This is a genomic window from Pyxidicoccus sp. M15, assembly GCF_056858435.1.
In genome coordinates this window covers 2,476,412-2,495,021 of record NZ_CM166495.1, presented here as the reverse complement: position 1 = coordinate 2,495,021, position 18,610 = coordinate 2,476,412, and the positions used below count along the sequence as shown (strand labels likewise).

Here is an 18,610-nt window from a genome sequence, read left to right as displayed (position 1 = left end):
GAGGCGGCGCTACCGGAAGCGCCCCTCCAGCCACGTCTTGGTGAAGATGTTGGGGCTGAGGGGCGCCAGCTCCACCTCGTCGTAGCGCACGGTGAGCTGGGTGCCCTCGGCCTCCTCCACCTCGAGCACCTCGCGCAAGAGGTAGACGGGGCGGTCATCCGCCGCCGGGTCCTTCAGCTTCTGGTAGCCGCGGATGATGTCGGTGCGCAGCGTGCGGCCGGACGGCGCGTAGCCCACGCGCTTGACGATGTTGAAGTCCGCGTCCACCCAGATGCGCAGCTGCGGGAAGGACACCTCCTGGCCCGACTTCACCGTGAGGAACAGCTTGCGGAACTTCGTGCCGTTGGCGACCTCCTCGCCCTCGTCCTTCACGTCGTAGCTCTCCGACAGGTGCGAGCGGTCGAAGTCCTCCTCGCACGAGACGGTGTTGACGATGTTGCCGCGCGACGTGGTGCGCTGCCAGTGGCCGACGGACGGGTCGTACTCCCACAGGTTGCGGCCGATGCGCAGGTAGCCGCCACCGGCCATGTTGCGCGGCTTGGTGATGTAGATGAGGAGGTCGCGCGACGAGTCGCGGCGGTACACCAGCATCTCCAGCAGGTTCTCCGTGCCGTCCTTGCGCTTCTCCCTCAGGCGCACGGTGCTCTTGAAGTCGCTCTTGAGGGCCATGCGCCCGTCCACGCGGTGGAGCACCTCGGTGGCGGACAGCTTCGCCTCGCCCTCCTTCGGGGCGGCGCCAGCCAGGGCGGGCAGGAGGACGGCGAGCACGACGGCGAGTCTGCGGGAGCGGGACGGGGCACTCACAGGGCCTCCATGGCGGAGCGGGGGGACAGCGAAGCGGCGCGGTACGCGGGAATGAGCGAGGCGAGGCCAGCGCCCGCGGTGACGAGCACCACCGCGAGCGCGGCGGGCCCCACGCCCGGCGCCAGCGGCAGGGTTCCACTGAAGAACAGCATGGAGAGCGCGTCCGGCAGCGGCAGGCTGTCGCGCGCGAGCAGGCACAGGGCCGACGTCAGCACCGCGCCCGCCACCGAGCCCACCAGCCCCAGCAGCAGCCCCTCCAGCATGAACAGCGCCACCACGCTCCGGCGCTGCATGCCCATGGCGCGCAGGGTGCCAATCTCCCGCGTCCGCTCGCGCACGGCGACGCTCAGCGCGGTGAAGAGGCCCATGACGACGACGGCCAGCACCACCAGGCTCACCAGCACCGCCAGCGCCGTCAGGCCGATGGTGACGAAGGAGAGGAACGCGGACTCGTCCTCCCACGTGCTGACGTCCATCCGCTGGCCGCGCCAGCCCTCGCGAAGCAGCGGCGTCAGCTTGTCGCCGTAGGACTCGTTGGCGGCGGGCAGCACCTCGAAGCCGGCGTCGCGCAGCGCCTGCCGGAGCTCTCCTCCCAGCGTGTCCACGTCCACCGGTGTGTCGCCGCACACCACCTGCAGCACGCCGGCCGAGCCGGGCCGGTAGCCGTCCAGTTCCCGCAGCGTGTCGTTGGACACCAGCAGGCCCGCGGACTCGCCGAGCAGGCCGGCCTTCTGTGTAATCGCCACCACCTCCACGTCCACCGCGTTGCGCCGGCCACCACCGACGGGCTGCGCGAAGAGGGTGGCGACGTCGCCCACCTTCACCTTGAGCCGCTCCGCCAGCGCCGTGGAGAGGGCCAGCGTGCGCGGCCGGGCCAGCGACTCCAGGCTGCCGTCGGCCACGCGGAAGCGCTCCAGCGCGCCGCGCTCGCCCGCCACGTCCATGCCCACCAGGAAGGAGCCCGTGCGCTTGCGGCCCGCGCCGGCGATGGCGAAGCTGCGGCCGCGCTCGCGCAGCGTGCAGCCCTCGGGGACGCGGGGCTGCACCACGCCGCGCACGCGCGCCGCGTCGCCGACGACGGGGGCGATGGTGTCCGGGTGGAGCTTGAAGAAGCCTCCGACGTTGAGGTCTCCACTGAGGAAGGTGGTGACGGCCTCGCGCTGGGCCGCGGAGACACCCGAGGACAGGGCCGACACACCGACGATGACGGAAGCCGCCGCTGCCACCACGGACAACAGCAGCAGGGCCCGCTCCCGGTGGGCGAAGAGGTTGCGCAGCGCCAGTCGCAGAAGGGAAAGCATGGCCTCAGTCCTCCCTCTTGCGCATGGCCACCGCGGGCTCCACGGAGCTGCCACGCCACGCGGGCACCAGCACCGAGAAGGCCACCACCGCCATCACACCCAGCCACACCGTCAGCCCCTGCTCCAGCGAGAAGCGCGGCAGCAGCACCGGGCCGCCCATGAAGAACTGGAGCGCCTCGTCCGTGACGGAGAGGCCGTCCGACGCCAGCACGGCCATCAAGCCCCGCCCCAGCACCACGCCCAGTCCACCTCCCAGGCCGCCCAGCACGAGCCCCTCCAGCAGCAGCGCGGTGAACACCTCGCGCCGCTGCATGCCCACCGCGCGCAGCGTGCCCACCTCGCCCACCCGCTCCTGCGCGAGCAGGAGCAGCGTGCCCGCGGACACCAGCACCACGAAGAGGAGCAGCAGCGCCGCGAAGGCCAGCAGCACGCCCTGCGTCACCCCCACCACCTCGCTGACGAAGCCACCCGCCTCCTCCCAGTCCACCGTCGCCAGCGGCAGGTTGTCCGTGGTGGCCAGCTTGCCGATGTCCGCCCGCACCACCTCCGGGTCCGCTTCCGGCGCCACCACCACGGCCGCCTGCAGCACGGTGCCCCCGAGCATGTCCTGCGCGGAGAAGGACGCCGGGTAGGCCTGCTCGCGGGTGAAGACGGGCGCGCTGTCTCCGGCCTTCGGCGCCGAGTCCATCTCGACGATGGCGGCGGGCTTGAGCGTGTCCACCTCGGACTCCTCCATCATCCCCAGGCCGAGCGCGTCCGCGTCACGGCGGGCGCTCTCAATCGACTCGCGCGACAGCCGGCCGGACAGGTAGCGCGCGCTGACCAGGTCCATGAGGCTGAGCGTGTTCACCCGGCTGGCGTCTCCACCCAGTCCGCGGAAGCGGTACGTGCCCCACACCTTCACCGGCACGCCGTTGGTCAGCGCGTCCGCGCTCTTGAGCACCAACGAGTCCCCGGGCTTCACCCGGTACAGCGGCAGGTGCGGCGCCAGGTCGGCGTAGAAGGCGGCGTAGCGCGCCTCGAAGTTGCCGTCGTCCAGCGTGAGGAACTCGCGCCACAGCGGCTCCAGCTCACCGGGGTGCCCCAGCACCTTCACCAGCGCGGCCTGCACCGCCGTGGCCCGCTCCGCGTCCAGCCGCGCCAGCAGGTCCGGCAGCTCCGCCGACGCGCGCTCCACCAGCGTGCGCAGCCGCTCGTCCTCGGCCAGCGAGGAGCCCCGCGCCAGGTCGTGCTTCAGCTCGTCCAGGCGCACCGCCACCGGCAGCTTGAAGCGCTGCTCGTAGAGGCCATGGCCCAGCAGCAGGCCGCGCTGCCCCTGCGGCGGGAGCTGGCCGGAGACCAGCTCGAAGCGGGGGAAGGCCTTGGGGAAGCGCTCCAGGTCCGCGCCCAGGTACTCCAGGTCGATGGACTCGCCCTCGCCCACCTGGCGCGCCACGCGGTTCTCCAGCGCCTCCAGCGCGTCCAGGGGCTCGGTGCGGAAGCGCTCCCAGAAGGCGTCCGTCATCGCCTCTTCCAGCGCGCGCTGGTCCTCCCGGGCCTCCGCCTCGGTGAGGAAGGCCTCCGTGCGCCGGCTCGCGTCGCGGGCCACGTTCTTCAGGGTGAGGCGAAGGTCCGCCGCGAGCCGTTCCAGCTTCGCGTCGCGCTCCGCCGAGGCGGGCTGCCGCGCCACCGCGCGCGCCGCCGCCAGCTTCTCGTCCAGGTAGTTGCCCCGGAAAATCGTGCCCAGCCCCACCTCCAAGGGCACCATCTCGGCCACGCCCGGCACCTGCCGCAGGCGGGCCTCGATGGCGGGATAGTCCGGCAGCGGGACGAGCAGCGGCGCCCCCGTGGAGCCCGTCACCACCACGGCCGGCTCCGGCGAGGTGGAGTTGTAGACCTGCAGGTGGCCGGTGCCGCTCTCGATGACGCTGCGGCGCGTGCCCTCGGAGATGCCGCCCACGAGCGAGGAACCCACGGTGAGCAGCAGCGCGGAGCCCGCCGCCAGCACGGCGACCACCCAGCTGCGGGGGCGGGCCAGCACGCTCTGGAGCGCGAACGACAGCAACGTCACCGGGGACTCCTAGCGAGGCGGACACGGCGGCGGAGTCGGGCCGCACCCGCGGACGGCGGGCGGGCTCGCCCCACCGTGGGGGGAATCGGGACGATAGAGAACCCCTCCGGGTGAGGCAAGCCATCCACCCCCAGCGGGTTGCGCGCTCCCAGGACTCCGGATGAAGCTGGCGCCCATGACGGCGAGCCCGAGCCCCACCCTGGCGCAGTCACTCCACTTCTGGGCCCGCAACGCCTCCAACGAGTCCGCGCTGCTGCGCGCCTCGCTGCGGCTGGGCCTCTTCGCCGCACTGCCCGTGGAGGGCGGCGCTCCCCCCGTGCCCCTCGACGCACTGGGACGTGCGACGGAGGCTTCTCCCCGGGGCCTCCGCTCGCTGCTGGAGCTGCTGGTGTGCCTGGGCTTCGCGCGCCAGGAGGGCCTGGGCGACGCGCGCCGCTTCTGCCTCGCGCGGACGGCGGCGGGCTTCCTGCGCGACGCGTCCTTCGTCGCGACGCTCCAGGCCGAGCTGCCCTGGTGGGCGCCCCTGGGCCTGCTGGACGAGGCGGTGAAGCGCGGCGAGCCCGTGGAGCACGGCGGGCAGCGCTGGGACGTGCTCGGCCACTACCGCGCGCTCTTCCTGGACGCGCCCCCGGCCCTGCCCTCTCCGGAGGCGGCGGACTTCTTCGACCGCTTCGCCCGGAGCGCGGCGCGCACGCAAGCCCTCGTCACCGCGGGCCGCCTGGGCCTGCTGGAGCTGCTCGCCACCTCGCCCCGGACGATGCCGGAGCTGGGCGCGGCCACCTACCTGAGCACCTCGGGCCTGCGCGTGCTGGTGGAGGTGCTGGCGAAGCTCGGCCTCACCCGCGAGGAGGGCGGCGCCTGGGGCCTCTCACCGGAGGCGCGGCAGCTTCTGGAGGGCAAGGCGCTGGCGTACCTCGTGCGCTCGCTGTCGGTGTCCGCGCAGTACTGGGAGGCGCTGGGGCGGCTGGACGAGACGGTGCGCCACGAGCGCTTCGTGCTGGACTTGAAGGACCCGGAGGTGAGCCGGCGCTTCTACGCGGACAACTCGAACCAGATTACGGCGGTGTTCGCCTCGCACTTCCAGCTCAGCCGGCGCGCGGCCGCCACGCTGGCGCAGGCGCGGCCGCTGGAGGGCGCGGCGGTGCTGGACATCGGCACCGGCTCGGGCGTGTGGGGCGCGGCCTTCGCGCGGGCCACGCCGACGACGCACGTCACCTACTTCGACCAGGCCGTGGTGCTGGAGCAGGTGCGCCGCAACACGGAGAGCCTCAAGGTGGCGGACCGGGCGCGCTTCTGGCCGGGGGACCTCTTCACCCAGGACTTCGGCGAGGCCGCCTTCGACGTCATCATCCTGCCCCAGGTGCTCAACGTGCTCCGGCCGGAGTCACTGCCCGGCATCTTCGCCCGCGTGGCCCGCGCGCTCCGGCCCGACGGCATCCTGCTCATCGCCGAGTACGTATTGGACGAGGGCCGCGACGGCCCGCTGGACCACCTCTACTTCGGCCTGCGGCGCTTCATGACGAACGAGGGGGATTTGCTCTCCGCCTCCGAGTACGGGCGCCTGCTGGCGGACGTGGGCCTCACCTCCACCGTCTGCATCCCCCTGCCCACCCAGGAGATGCTCCTCGCCGCGCGCCCCGGGGTGGCGCTTCCGACCCGGCTCGCGCCCGCCGACAGCGTGCCGCGTCAAGAAGCCACGCGCGGGACTTGAGGGATTTCTCGGGCTGTCCCCTTGCTGGCGGACAGCCCCCCCGCTAGCGTCCAGGCCTTCCCCGCGTTCGAGCCTGCCCCCGGAAGGTCCCGATGCGCGCCGTGCCGATGGTGAACAGCCCCGGCCTCTCCAGCCCAGGCACCGCGCCCGAGGCCGGAGTGCGCTCGGAGTCCATCGCCGCGAGGCTCCGCGCCCGGTACGCACGCCACGTCGTCGCGCTCGGCTACCAGTCCCAGACCCTGCCGCAGGCCGTGGGGCACCTCGTCCTGCACGTGGCGCTCGGCGTGGTGGCGGCGCTAGCGGTCGTCGGGCTGACGCGGTGGCAGCCGGTGCTGGGCTGGGCCCTGTACCCGCTGGCGGCCTTCTTCATCGGCACCCGCTTCCGCGCGCTGGGCAACATGCTCCACGAGGCCAGTCACGGCATGCTGGTGCGCGGCAAGCGCCGCAACCGCGCCCTCGGGCACCTGCTGGCCATCATCGACCTCACCGCGCTGGAGCCGTACACGCGCGAGCACTTCACGCACCACCTCCACCTGGGTGACCCGGTGAAGGATTTGGACTTCGTGACGCGCAGCCGCTTCGGCTTCTCGGACCCGGCGCGGCCCTTCGTGAAGGACCACCTGATTCGGCCGATGCTGCTGGTCCACCTGCCCTCCTTCCTGCGGCCGGTGTTCTTCCACCGCACGGACGGGTGGCGGGTGACGCTGGTGCGCTGGGCCTTCCTCGCGGGGCTGGTGGCGCTGGCGCAGTGGGGCATCGGCTGGAAGGCCTTCGCCCTCTTCTACGTCCTGCCCTACCTGGTGCCCTACCAGGTCATCCGCTACTGGTCGGACGCGGTGGACCACGCGGGCGTCATCGGCTCGGCGGACGAGTTCCACCGCTCGCGCAACCACATCCTCCCGTGGGGCCCGCTCAACACCGTGCTCTTCCCGAGGCACGACGCGTACCACCTCACGCACCACCTGTTCCCCGCGGTGCCCACCGCGTGGCAGTCCCACGTGCATGATTTGCTGCTGCACGACCCGGACTACGCCGCGCGCGAGCACTCCTTCGGCGCGCTGCTGCGCTGACTCAGCGGGTGGTGGCGCGCTCGATGGCGTCCAGCGCCTCGGGGAAGCGGTCCGCGGCCATGCCCAGGCCCAGCCGGAAGCCATGCCCGCGCTCCAGCGGATGCGTCCCTTCCGGTGAGCCCGCCTCCATGGCGCTCAGCGGCAGGACGAAGACGCCCTCCGCCGACAGCGCGCCGAGCCGGGCCTCGAAGTCACGCGCCTCGGAAGCGCCCCGCACGCCGATGCAGGTGACGAGGCCGCCCTGGGGCGCGGTGCCGTAGACGCCCTTCGAGCGCTCCAGGAAGGCCGCCAGCGTGCGCCGGTTCTGGAGCCACTCCTGCCGGGCGTGGGTCAGCGCGGGGCTGTGCAAATCCTTCAGCACCTCGTACGAAATCCACTCCGTCACCGGGTTCACCGTGTGCGTCGTGTAGTTCTTCTCGTTCTGCATGCGCGAGAGCATGGCCGTGTCCCCCACGCACCAGCCGATGCGCAGGCCCGGGCAGCCCAGGCACTTGATGAACGAGCCGGTGACGAAGCTGCGCGAGCCCGGCCGCCACACCGTGGCCCCCAGCACCTCGCGCTCCGAGGAGAGGAAGCGGTAGTGCTCGTCGCCAATCAACGTGGCGCCGGCCGCGTCCGCCCACCGCGCCACCGCGTCCAGCAGCGCCGTGTCCAGCACGAGCCCGGTGGGGTTGTGGGGGTTGTTGATGATGACGGCGTCCGGGCGCTCGCGCTCCAGCCGCTCCAGCCACTCGGCCGCGTCCACGGAGGGCACGCCGCGCGCGTCCCAGCGCACGGGCAGCCGCACGACTTCCGCGCCCTGCTGCATGGGCAGCTCGTAGAGGAGCTGGAAGGCGGGCCACGCCAGGGCCACCTTGCGCGGGCGGAGCTGACGGAAGAGCAGGAGCAGCGCCTCGCTGGTGCCGGTGGTGATGAGGACGTTGTCCCGCGTGGCGCCCGGGTGCATGGCCGCCACCAGGTCGCGCAGGTCCGCGCGTCCCCAGTTGGGGCTGTCGCGCAGCAGCGTGGAGAGGAAGACGTCCGCGGCCTGCGTGGGGCTCACGCCGGAGCCCGTGAGCAACTCCCCCACGGTGACGGGACGGCCACCGGACTCCCCGAGGTTGTAGCGCGCGGTGAAGCGCGAGCCCTCCAGGTAGTCCTCCATGAAGAACGGGCGCAGCAGGTCCATGGGCTCTCCGGGGGAAACGTCAGGCGGCGGTGGCGGTGTCGGGCCAGGGCACGTCACCCCGGTGGGCGACGACGACCTGTTGAATGGGCATGTCGAAGCCGCGCGCGGCGGTGAGGCCCACGGGCGTCAGCAGCGCGCGGAACTCCGGCAGGGACAGCACGTCCCCCTCGTTGGACACGTACCGGCGCAGCGCGAAGTAGAGCGCGTCCAGCGGGCCGTCGCGCCGGTCCGTCAGCAGGTAGCCGGAGATGAGCAGCAGGCCGCCGGGACGCAGCGCCCGGGCCAGCCGCGCGAAGAAGCCCGGCAGCTCCGCGGAAGGCAGCGCGGGGATGATTTGCGGCAGCAGGATGACGTCATACGCCGCCTCGCCGTAGTCCACGGAGAGGCAGTCCCCCGCCCACAGCCGCGAGCGCGACTCCAGCTTCAGCTTCGCCAGGTGGGGACGCACGGCGTCCAGCACGTGCGGCGAGTCCAGGTAGGTGACGTGAGAGGCCGGGTCCGCCAGCCCGAAGGCCGCGCCCCACACGCCCGAGCCGGTGCCCACGTCCAGCACCTGCGCGCCCGCCAGCGAGCGCATGCCGCGCACCAGGTCCGCCGCCTTCCGGCTCAGCCGCAGGTGCGAGGCGAAGATGCTGGAGATGCGCGACGCGTTCTCCTGGTAGATGCGGCGCGCCGTCTCCGGGTCTCTCAAGTCCAGCCGGAAGCGCTGCTCGCGCACGGCCTCGTCCGTGTGCCCGAAGGCCTCCCAGTAGGCCATGGTGGCCGGCAGCGCCCGCTGGAAGTACGGCAGGCTCTGCGCGTCCAGCGCCCGGCCCGCGGCCTCCGAGAACCCCCAGGCGTCGCCCTCCTGGCGCGCAAGCCCCATCGTCGCCAGCACGCCGAGCAGCACGCCCAGCGCCTCCGGCCGGGCGCCCACGTCCCGGGCCAGTTCCGCGAGCGGGGCCGGCCCCTTCACGAGCCGGTCCAGCAGCCCCAGCTCCCCGGCCGTCACCAGCGCCTGGGTGCGCAGGAAGTTGCGCGCGAGCCGGTCATGGAAGTCCGCGGCCTCGGCGTTGGGAGCCGGCACGGGCGGCGCCAGGAACAGCGAGCGGTACCAGCCGAGCAGGTCATACGACTCGCCCTTCCACTCCACGGCGGCGCCGGTGCGCACGGCCTCCGGCAGCTTCCCGGCCGGATGCCACCAGCGCCGCGCCTCGTGCAGGCGGGCGGTGAAGGCGGCGTCGCGAAGGAAGGCCGCGGTCGTCGCGGGCAGCGCATACCCGCGCCCGGTCTCTAGATTCACGAAGCCCAGCGCCACCAGCGGCTCGATGACGGAGCGGACGCCCCGGAGGCTGCCCCCCACCCGCTGCGCCAGGGACTCCAGCGGCACGGGCCCGGCGGTGCCCACCTCCGGCAGGTGCGCGAGGAGGCCGAGCGCGAGCGCGGCCTGGAGCGCCGCGGACTCGTTGCTGGCGTCGCGCGCGTGGAAGTTGAGCTGCTGGACGAAGGCGGGAGTCGACGCAGGGACAGGCTCGGACACGGGACGCTCCTTCACACCCAGCGGAACCACCGGAGGGCCATCACCATGGGCACCACCGTCCACGCCGCGAGCAGCGCCATGGGCAGCCCCAGGGCCGAGAGGGTCGTGCCCTCCAGCATGATGCCCCGCAGCGAGTCGTTGACCACGGTCAGCGGCAGCGCGCGGATGAAGGGCTGCAGCCAGCCGGGGAAGTTGTCCGCCGAGAAGAAGACGCCGGACAGGAACAGCATCGGCATGGACACGAGGTTGATGAGACCGCCCACGGACTCCTCGCTGCGCGCCCGGATGGCCACCAGCAGGCCCAGCGCGGCGAAGGCCACCGCGCCGAACAGGCTCACCAGGGTGAAAGCGGCGTAGCTGCCGAACATGGGGACGCGGAAGAGCAGCCGGGCGAAGGCACAGAAGAAGGCCACCTCCAGCACGGCGAACGCCAACCGCCCCGTCAGGAAGGAGATGAAGAAGTGCGAGCGGCGCATGGGCGTCGCCGCCAGCCGCTTGAGCAGCTTCCCGCCGCGCATGGCCACCAGGGGGCTGGCGAGCGCCCACAGGCTGGTGGACATCAGCGACATGCCGAGCAACCCGGGGATGAGGAAGTCGATGTAGCGGTTGCCCGGCTCGGACACCGGCGTCGCCTTCATCGCCTCGATGCGGGGGCCCTGCGCCCCGGGGGCGAGCGCCTGCGCCACCAGCAGCCGCGCGGTGCGGCCCTCCGGCTGGCTCGGGTCCACCAGCGCCTCGGGCTCCTGGCCGGACAGCAGCACCAGCGACACCTGCCCTCGCGCGAGGCGGCGGCGGGCGTCACTTTCCGCCAGCGTCTGCACCTGCAGCTCGGGCACGCCCTCCAGCCGCGCCACCAGCGCCTGCGCGCCCGGCCCCTCCGCGACGGCGACCTTCACCGGCTCGAGTGACTCGGTGCGGAAGGCGAGCCCCAGCACCAGCGTGGTGATGATGGGGAAGCCGAAGGTCCAGAAGATGACGTCGGGCTGGCGGAACAGCATCCGCAGCCGCATGAGGATGAGCTGACCAAGGGGGCCCTTCATGCCGCCTTCTCTTCCTGCTCGCCCTCGCGCAGGGAGCGTCCCGTGAGTCCGATGAAGACGTCGTCCAGCGTGGGGCGTCGGGTGGACAGGTGCTGCAACCTACCGCCTCCGGACTCCACCTCGCGCAGCACCGACGGCAGCGCCAGGTGCACCTCGCGCACGCGCAGGGTCATCCGGTCCGCGTGCCGCTGCGCCGCCACCACCGAGGGCAACGCGCGCAGCCGCTCCAGGTCCGGCACGGGGTCCGCCTCCAGCTCGATGACCTGCTCGGCGCCCAGCGACGCGATGATTTCGTGCGGGCTGCCACGGGCGATGACGCGCCCCCGGTCGATGATGACGAGCCTGTCGCACAGCACCTCGGCCTCGTCCATGTAGTGCGTCGTGAGGACCACGGTGCGCCCGCGCGCCTTGAGCTGCGCCACCACGTCCCACAGCGAGCGGCGCGACTGCGGGTCCAGGCCGGTGGTGGGCTCGTCCAGGAAGAGGACGTCCGGGTCCCCCGCCAGCCCCAGCGCGAGCGCCAGCCGCTGCTTCTGGCCGCCGGACAGCTTGCCCACCTTCGCGTGGCGCTTCTCGCCCAGCTGCACCAGCCCGATGAGCGTCTCCACGTCCAGCGGGCGCGGATAGAAGGAGGCGAAGAGGCGGATCATCTCCTCCACGGAGAGCAAATCTATCAGCCGCGTCTCCTGGAGCGTCATGCCGATGCGCTGGCGCAGCTCGTGCGCGTGCGTCTCCCAGCGCATGCCCAAAAGCTTCACCTCGCCCGAGGTGGCGTCCTGGAGTCCCTCCAGAATCTCCACGGTGGTCGTCTTGCCGGCGCCGTTGGGGCCGAGCAGCCCGAGGCACTCGCCCCGGCGGATGTCCAGGTCGATGCCGTCCACGGCCACCACGTCGCCGAAACGCTTGACCAGTCCCTTCACCTCGATGGCGAGCTCGTCCGTGGGTGTCATTGAGAGGGGGTGGGGGGTGGGAGGGCAGTATGGCCCAACGGCTGGCCGGTGCCCACCAGAGGTATTCCTGGAATGCGGCGCTCCCTGGCGGGGGGTGCTACGGTCCCTCCCCGTGTCCCAGAGCGACTCACTGGAAGCGCGGGTGGAACGGCTGGAGTTGCCGTTCAACGAGTACGGAGTGGACCCCTACGGCATCTCGAAGCGCCATGTCCGGCAGGCGCTCCAGATGTTCGCCCTGCTGTACCGGTACTACTTCCGGGTGAAGTGCTTCGGTGTCGAGCACATCCCCGCGCGAGGCCGGGGGATGCTGGTGGGCAACCACTCCGGCGGCGTGGCGGTGGACGGCGCCATGGTGCTGACGTCCACCATGCTGGAGATGGACCCGCCCCGGCTGGCGCAGGGCATGGTGGAGCGCTTCCTCCACAACTTCCCCGTCAGCTCGCTGTGGGCCAGCCGCACCGGCCAGTTCACCGGGCTGCCCGAGCATGCGAAGCGGCTGCTGGAGGACGACCGGCTGCTGATGATTTTTCCCGAGGGCGCGCGGGGGACGGCCAAGCTGTACCCGCAGCGCTACTCGCTGGTGGACTTCGGCACGGGCTTCATCCGGCTGGCGCTGCAGACGCGCTCGCCCATCATCCCCTTCGCCTTCCTGGGGGGTGGCGCGGCCATCCCCACCGTGTTCAACGCGCGGGCGCTGGGGAAGCTGCTGGGGGTGCCCTACGTGCCGCTCACGCCGTACCTGTTGCCGCTGCCCCTGCCGGTGCAGCTCGAAATCCACTACGGCGAGCCGCTCGTCTTCCAGGGTACGGGGGATGAAGAGGACCACGTCATCGAGGGTTATGTGGAGAAGGTGAAGGCGCGCATCGCGGGACTCATCGAGCGGGGCCGGGCGGAGCGCAATGGCCGGCGGTCGGGACGGAGGTTGCTGCCATGAGGGTGCTGATTCCGGGCATCGCGGGAGGAATCGCGCGCAAGCTGGCCCTGCGGCTGCACGAGGCGGGGCACCAGGTGGCGGGGGTGGACATCCGCCCGTGGGAGGAGGCGCGCGAGCTGGGCATCGAGGTGTTCCGCGGCGACGTGCGCAAGCGGGCGGCGGAGGACGTGTTCCGGCGCTGGCGTCCGGAGGCGGTGGTGCACATGGCCACCGTGACGGCGTTCACGGTGCAGGGCGCGGAGCGGGGCCGCATCAACCTGGACGGCACGAAGGCGGTGTTCGACCACTGCGCGGCGCACGGGGTGAAGCACGTGCTCTTCGTGGGGCGGCACACGTTCTACGGGGCGGCGCCGGACTCGCCGCTGTACCACTCGGAGGACGAGCCGCCGCGGGCGCTGGAGGCCATTCCGGAGCTGGCGGACCTGGTGGCCGCGGACCTGTACGCGGCGACAGCGCTGTGGCGGCTGCCCAAGGTGACGACGGCGATATTGCGCCTGCCGTACACGCTGGGCGAGCCGGGCACGGGGACGCTGGCGTCCTTCCTGAAGGGACGGCGGGTGCCGCTGGTGCTCGGGTATGACCCGCTGTTCCACGTGCTGCAGGAGGAGGACGTGGTGGCGGCGCTGATGCTGGCGCTGCAGAAGGAGCTGCGCGGCATCTTCAACCTCGCGGGTCCGCCGCCGATTCCGCTGTCCGTGATTGTCCGGGAGACGGGGCGCATGGGCGTGCCGCTGCCGGCGCCGGTGCTGCGGATGCTGCTGGGGCGCGGAGGGTTCCCGCGGCTGTCCGTGGGAGCGCTGGACCACCTGCGCTTCCCCATCGTCGTGGACAACCGGCGGTTCCTGGAGGCCACGGGGTTCGAGTACCAGCACAGCGTCGCGGACATCCTGCGCATGTACCGCGAGTCGGCGCCGGTGCCTCGGAGCTAACGGGCCTGGAACTTCGTCCAGCGGGACACCAGCGCCTCCCGGCTCAGCAGCTTCGCGTCACAGGCCAGTGAGGCGCCTGCCCATTCGTCGTAGCCCATGCCCTTCACCTTCGGGTGGAGGTGGACCTCGAGCGTCGCCGGGTCGATTCCCAGCAGGTCCAGGTCGAAGAGCGTGTGGAGGTCTGCACGCAGCAACAGCCCGTTCGAGGCATGGTTGTCCTTCTCCCCTCGGTAGGGCGAGATGTGAGCGGCTTCGAGCAGGTCGGGCAGCCTGCATCGCGTGACGACGCAGGTATCCTTGAAGCGCTTGCGGAGCTCCTGCCGGAATGCTGCTTGTCCCCGGCGGGCACGAATCTGCCGCCTGATGCGCTCGCGCTCATCACGGGCGTTGGGGGCATACGGCTCGTCCGAAGCATCTGCGGCCATGAGCATGCCGCTCTGATTCACGTCGGTGGCCGTCCTGGTCAGGCGCAGGAGGCTTCTGGCTGTGCCTTTCAGTTGGTCGAGCTCCAGGCGCTGCATGGCGAGCTGTCCGTTGAAGCGCGGGCAGGCCTCACGCACCGTCTCGACAGGGATGTCCTCTCCGGTGGGCCTGAAGGTTCCATCGAACCAGGCTGAGTACTTGATGCACTCCTCCACCGTTACTCTGGGCTCGTCGAACGTGTGCTTGTCCCTGCACCGGTAACGGGGGCGCGTCTCCTTGCGCTCCTTGATGGTCGCAATCCCACACTGCGGACAGCGGCTCAGTGCCTTGGTTCCTGGTTCGGACTCGAGTCGGACGATGTTCGTGATGCCGAGAACCCGCTCCTTGTTGCGGAGGACCATCAGGTCCCCTTTGGCCACCTGCTTGTGATTCGGTACGAAGCTGTCGTAGCGATAGACGACTTCCAGCTCATCCGCATAGCCAGCATTGCCTGCGTACTCTCGCTCGTCGCCCAGGGAGAGCACCAACCACGCACTTCGTGATTCCATCCAGGCAGTGGAATGCTCGGGCGACAGGCAAAGAAGGATGTGTGGGATAGGATGGCACGAGTTCTACCTCGGGGGGCGGACATGGCGGCGAACACCAACGAAGTGGACGTCATCATCGCGGGAGGCGGCCCGGTGGGTGTGCTCACCGCGAACCTGCTCGGCCTGCACGGAGTACGGGTCCTCGTCCTGGAGCGCGAGTCCACACCGCACGGCCAGCCGCGCGCCTTCTCCTGCGATGACGAGGCCCTGCGCATCTACCAATCCGCGGGCCTCATCGACGCGCTGAAGCCTGACCTGCGGCAGAGCCGGCGCGTCACGTACACGGGTGTCGGGAACAAGCCCATCGCGGAGCTGCACCTGAGCGAGGTGGACTTCGGCTTCGGCTACACGCCCATCTGGTTCTTCTACCAACCGCTCCTGGAGAAGGCCCTGCGCGACGGGCTCACCCGCTTCGAGCACGCGACGCTGCGCCTGGGCACGGAGGTGGAGTCGCTCGAACAGGACCCTTCCGGAGTGACGGTGCGCACCCGTGACCTGGCCAGCGGTGAGCGAGGCGCCGTGCGCGCCCGCTACCTCGTGGGGTGCGACGGAGGCCGGAGCACGGTGCGCGGGCTCCTGGGCATCTCCATGGAAGGGCGCAGCTACGAGGAGCCGTGGATTGCCATCTCCGGCACCGTGCCAGAAGACGCCGCCCCACCCGAGTGCAGCATCGTCTGCGACCCGCAGCGCCCCGGCTTCGTGGGCAGGGGTCCCGTCGGCCAGTTCCGCTGGGAGTTCCGGCTCCGCCCCGGTGAAACCGGCGAGGAGATGGTGCAGCCCAACTCCGTCCGCCGACTGATTGCCCCCTACGTCGACCCGGAGAAGGTGAAGGTCGAGCGCGCCCAGCTCTACACCTTCCGCTGCCTTGTCGCCCCACGTTGGCGAGAGGGCCGTACCTTCCTCGCGGGAGACGCGGCCCACATGATGCCGCCCTTCATGGGCCAGGGCCTCGTCTCCGGCCTGCGAGACGCCGCCAACCTCGCGTGGAAGCTGGCGCGTGTGATTCACGGGCGCGCCCCTGAAGCCCTCCTGGACACCTACGACCAGGAGCGCCGCCCGCACGTGCGGACCATGCTCGATGCCACCGTGCGCCTGGGCTACGTGTTCATGGCGCGCAACACGCCCACCGCCCTGCTCCGTGACACCGTGCTCCGAAGCCTCCAGCGCATCCCCAGCGTGCGCCACTTCGTGGAGGGCTTCCGCTTCAAGCCACCACCGTCCATCGAAGAGGGCTGGCTCCTCGGAGGCCGTCGCTCCGGACGGACGGCGCCAGAGGGCAGCTACTTCCTCCAGCCCAGGGTGCGGCTCTCCTCCGGTGAAGAGCGCCTGCTGGACGACACGCTGGGTGCTGGCTTCGCCGTGCTCAGCCGGAAGAACGGCCCGGCAACGGAGGCGGCACGTGCGCTCGCGGAGGCGCTCGGAGGCACGGCAGTCACCGTGGGGCCACCGGGTGTGAGCAGCACGGACCCGCGCACCGTGGAGGACCACACCGGCAGGCTGGCGGAGTGGTTCACCCGCCACGGCGTGGACGTCGCGGTGGTGCGCCCGGACCGCTTCGTCTTCGGCGCGGTGCCGCTGGCGCGGCTCCCGGAGCTGCGCACCGCCCTGGGCATGGCCCGCGACTGAGCAGTGCCTCAGTGCGCCAGGACGGGCACGGCCTTGAGCGACGGGCCTTCGAAGCGCTTCAATTTCCACACTGGCCTCCATCGGGACACCGAGAATTCCCGGTTCCTCCGCGAGCCCTGGCGCGCCGGATGGGGCCTCGACGACTCGCCGGATGTACGTGCGGACCCGGGTGCAAGGAATTGAATGCAATGCCTTGTCAATACCTCCCCCTCGACTTGCAACGAAGGCGGCAGGAGGCGCAGGCTTCCGCCTCCGCGCAACGGATTGGAGCCGCGCGCGGGTGGGGGGCGTCTGCTTGCTATCGCCGGTGCACACCGCACTGCTCGACTCGCTGGACCGGCACGCCCGGCGGCGCGCGGAGGGCATTGCCACACTGAGCGCCCTTGTCGGTCCACCCGAGCAGGGACTCGCGCTGCTCACCGAGTGGATTCACCGCCACGGACTCAGCGTCGTCGTCGCCGAAGGGGATGACCCTCGCGCGCTGGTCTCCGCCTGGGCCACGGCCCTCGCTCGCGAGCGGGACCTGACCTCGGATGCGGAGGCCTTCGTCGTCCGCTCCCAGGCTCCGGGGCCGCGCAGGGGATTGCAGTTCCGCGGGAAGACAGCCCACGAGCGCCGCATCCTCCTGGATGGCCTCGCGCCCCCACACTCCGAGCCCGCCACGTGGGAGCTGTGCCGGAGCCTGCTCGAAGCCCCTTCCCTGCCCTCTCCCGGCAGCCTGCCATCCCAGGTGAGCAGGGCCATCGAGAAGGAGCCCCTCGCGGCGCTCCAGTCCCTGCTCGCCCTCGTGCCTCCTGGCAACGCCCCCGCGCTGCGCGCGCGTGGAGGCTCCGCGGACTTCCGGGCCCTCCGGACCGTCGCGTCGCTCTGTGCCGCGGCCCCTGGACTCACCGCCGTCTGTGTCCTCGCGCCGGAGTCCCTCGCCGAACACCTGCGCCGTGAGGAATCCCGGGCCCTGGCCATGCTCCGCGAGGGCCGGCTGGACCTGCCGGAAGCGTCTCGTGAGACGCCGGCCGCGAGCGCGGTGGACCCCACGCTGGCCCGGCTCCGGCAGGAGGGCACTCCGCAGCCGGTCATCGCGCTCTACGAGGAAGCGGCCCGCGCCATCACCACCGGCCGCCGGGAGGCTGAAGACCGCGCCCGCAGTGCGGCCGAGCGCTACCTGCAGGCCCAGCTCCAGGCACACCCCAGCACCCGGAACCTCTTCAAGCCCAATGCCCACGTCGACGTGGGCAACGGTGGCCGCCCGCTGGAGGTGGACCTGCTGTGCCGCAAGTACCGGCTGGCAGTGGAGCTCGACGGGCACTTCCACTTCCACGACGACGCCTCCTTCCGCAGGGACAGGCGCAAGGACCTCGCGCTCCAACGCGCGGGCTACTGGGTCGTCCGCTTCCTCTCTGACGACGTCGTCGCCCGCCTCGAAGAAATCCTCGAAACGCTCGACACGCTGATTGCCGCCCGGAGGCAGGAGTCCTCCGGGCCGGAGGTAACACATGAACCCCGCTGACCCCCGGCTGGCCGGGATTGCGCTGTGCTGGCTCTTCACCCGCGGCAAGAAGCCCGGCAGCCGCAAGGAGCTGGAGACGGCGCTCCGCCCCTTCGTGGAGCACCGCCTCAGCAGCGCCGAGTCGAAGGCCCGCCTCGACACGCTCGTCACGCGGCTCACCGGCGACGCGCTCGTCACGCAGAGCGCGCGCGGAGGCCTCGCGTTGACGACGGAGGGACGCGCTGGCGCGCTGCGGTTCCTCGGCCTGGAGCAGGCGCCACGGGCGCTCACCTGGAAGAAGCTCAAGGCCACGTACCTGCTGGCGCGCACCCTGGACCTGCCGCCCACGAAGCCGGTCCTGGCTCGCCTGTCGAGCGCCGACGGCGTGCGCGCCACGCTCCTGAAGCAGGAGCACGGCCTGGAGGACGCGGACGGCCTCTCGCTGGCGCAGGTGAGGGACCGGCTGCTGTGGCGCCAGCTCGGAGTGGAAACGGACCGCCCCTTCTCGCTGAGCGCCGTGCAGGCGTACCTCCTCGGGAAGCTGCTGGACTCCGAGACGAAGGACCCGCGCAAGGCGGTGGAGCAGCTCGCCGCGCGCGCGGCCGGGGCCACGCGCGTGGATGCCGAGGCCGTGCGCCTCGCCGTCCTGCGCCGCTGGGCCATGCCGGACTCCGCGGCGCATGAGCCCGCCGAAGCGCCCACCCCTCCGACGGAGCAGGACGACAGCCCCGAGGACTCGGTGGCGAGCTTCGCCGAGCGCGTGCTCGCCGTGGCGCGCGCCCTGCCCACCGGCCGCTTCGGGCAGAACAAGGTCTTCATCTCCCACGTATGGAAGGCCCTCCAGCCCGAGTGGGGCAGCCGGGAGGCGTTCGACGTGCAGCTGCTGGAGGCCAACCGCACACGTCACCTGTCCCTGACGCGCGCGGACCTCGTGTCCGCCATGGACCCGCGCGACGTGGCCGACTCCGAGGTGCGCTCCTACGGCGCCACCTTCCACTTCGTCGTCATCTAG

General features: G+C 71.6%; 15 protein-coding genes. 7 read left to right on the top strand and 8 right to left on the bottom strand.

Going from position 1 to position 18,610, the window contains the following annotated elements; genetic code table 11:
* Positions 1-9 precede the first annotated feature (9 nt).
* Genes ACX9TP_RS10085 through ACX9TP_RS10075 form a run of 3 tightly spaced genes read right to left on the bottom strand, consistent with a single transcriptional unit; the run spans position 10 to position 4,155 of the window.
* Complete coding sequence (locus ACX9TP_RS10085) at positions 10-804, bottom strand: outer membrane lipoprotein-sorting protein (RefSeq protein ID WP_482979510.1); 795 nt, start codon at positions 802-804, stop codon at positions 10-12.
* Positions 801-2,105 carry an ABC transporter permease gene (locus ACX9TP_RS10080; protein WP_482979509.1) on the bottom strand — a complete coding sequence of 435 codons (1,305 nt, stop codon included), beginning with the start codon at positions 2,103-2,105 and terminating at the stop codon, positions 801-803. The genes ACX9TP_RS10085 and ACX9TP_RS10080 overlap by 4 nt, the downstream gene beginning before the upstream one ends.
* 4 nt (positions 2,106-2,109) lie before the next feature.
* The gene (locus ACX9TP_RS10075; protein ID WP_482979508.1) at positions 2,110-4,155 is read right to left on the bottom strand and encodes an FtsX-like permease family protein; all 2,046 of its coding nucleotides are present in this window, start codon (positions 4,153-4,155) and stop codon (positions 2,110-2,112) included.
* A 160-nt stretch (positions 4,156-4,315) separates the two neighbouring features.
* On the opposite strand from ACX9TP_RS10075, the gene ACX9TP_RS10070 reads away from it, so the two are divergent.
* Both ACX9TP_RS10070 and ACX9TP_RS10065 read left to right on the top strand, forming a co-directional pair.
* Entirely contained in the window at positions 4,316-5,866 is a 1,551-nt protein-coding gene (locus tag ACX9TP_RS10070) for a class I SAM-dependent methyltransferase (protein WP_482979507.1), read from the top strand.
* 92 nt (positions 5,867-5,958) lie between these two features.
* Positions 5,959-6,936 carry a fatty acid desaturase family protein gene (locus ACX9TP_RS10065; RefSeq protein WP_482979506.1) on the top strand — a complete coding sequence of 326 codons (978 nt, stop codon included), beginning with the start codon at positions 5,959-5,961 and terminating at the stop codon, positions 6,934-6,936.
* Between the two features lies 1 nt (position 6,937).
* Here ACX9TP_RS10065 and ACX9TP_RS10060 read toward each other — a convergent pair whose 3' ends face one another.
* The 4 genes from ACX9TP_RS10060 to ACX9TP_RS10045 are packed head-to-tail and all read right to left on the bottom strand — an operon-like array spanning position 6,938 to position 11,613.
* A complete protein-coding gene (locus ACX9TP_RS10060) occupies positions 6,938-8,104 on the bottom strand; it encodes an aminotransferase class I/II-fold pyridoxal phosphate-dependent enzyme (RefSeq protein ID WP_482979505.1) in 1,167 nt (388 codons plus the stop codon).
* A gap of 19 nt (positions 8,105-8,123) precedes the next feature.
* Positions 8,124-9,623 (bottom strand): class I SAM-dependent methyltransferase, encoded by a 1,500-nt coding sequence (locus ACX9TP_RS10055; protein WP_482979504.1) that lies wholly within the window; start codon positions 9,621-9,623, stop codon positions 8,124-8,126.
* An 11-nt stretch (positions 9,624-9,634) separates the two neighbouring features.
* Entirely contained in the window at positions 9,635-10,663 is a 1,029-nt protein-coding gene (locus tag ACX9TP_RS10050) for an ABC transporter permease (protein ID WP_482979503.1), read from the bottom strand.
* Positions 10,660-11,613, bottom strand: a complete 954-nt coding sequence (locus ACX9TP_RS10045; protein WP_482979502.1) for an ABC transporter ATP-binding protein — start codon at positions 11,611-11,613, stop codon at positions 10,660-10,662. The genes ACX9TP_RS10050 and ACX9TP_RS10045 overlap by 4 nt, the downstream gene beginning before the upstream one ends.
* Positions 11,614-11,725: 112 nt before the next feature.
* Here ACX9TP_RS10045 and ACX9TP_RS10040 point away from each other — a divergent pair, with 112 nt between their 5' ends.
* Positions 11,726-12,547 (top strand): lysophospholipid acyltransferase family protein, encoded by an 822-nt coding sequence (locus ACX9TP_RS10040; protein ID WP_482979501.1) that lies wholly within the window; start codon positions 11,726-11,728, stop codon positions 12,545-12,547.
* Positions 12,544-13,476 (top strand): SDR family oxidoreductase, encoded by a 933-nt coding sequence (locus tag ACX9TP_RS10035; protein WP_482979500.1) that lies wholly within the window; start codon positions 12,544-12,546, stop codon positions 13,474-13,476. Before ACX9TP_RS10040 ends, ACX9TP_RS10035 begins: the two co-directional genes overlap by 4 nt.
* Here the strand turns inward: ACX9TP_RS10035 and ACX9TP_RS10030 are convergent.
* Entirely contained in the window at positions 13,473-14,423 is a 951-nt protein-coding gene (locus ACX9TP_RS10030) for an HNH endonuclease (protein ID WP_482982142.1), read from the bottom strand. The two genes, ACX9TP_RS10035 and ACX9TP_RS10030, sit on opposite strands and share 4 nt — an antisense overlap.
* A gap of 105 nt (positions 14,424-14,528) precedes the next feature.
* On the opposite strand from ACX9TP_RS10030, the gene mhpA reads away from it, so the two are divergent.
* The 3 genes from mhpA (at position 14,529) to ACX9TP_RS10015 (ending at position 18,610) form a co-directional block, all read left to right on the top strand.
* Complete coding sequence (mhpA, locus tag ACX9TP_RS10025; RefSeq protein WP_482979499.1) at positions 14,529-16,112, top strand: bifunctional 3-(3-hydroxy-phenyl)propionate/3-hydroxycinnamic acid hydroxylase MhpA; 1,584 nt, start codon at positions 14,529-14,531, stop codon at positions 16,110-16,112.
* Between the two features lie 280 nt (positions 16,113-16,392).
* The gene (locus tag ACX9TP_RS10020; RefSeq protein WP_482979498.1) at positions 16,393-17,619 is read left to right on the top strand and encodes an endonuclease domain-containing protein; all 1,227 of its coding nucleotides are present in this window, start codon (positions 16,393-16,395) and stop codon (positions 17,617-17,619) included.
* On the top strand, positions 17,606-18,610 hold the full coding sequence (locus tag ACX9TP_RS10015) for a hypothetical protein (RefSeq protein ID WP_482979497.1): 1,005 nt from the start codon (positions 17,606-17,608) through the stop codon (positions 18,608-18,610). Before ACX9TP_RS10020 ends, ACX9TP_RS10015 begins: the two co-directional genes overlap by 14 nt.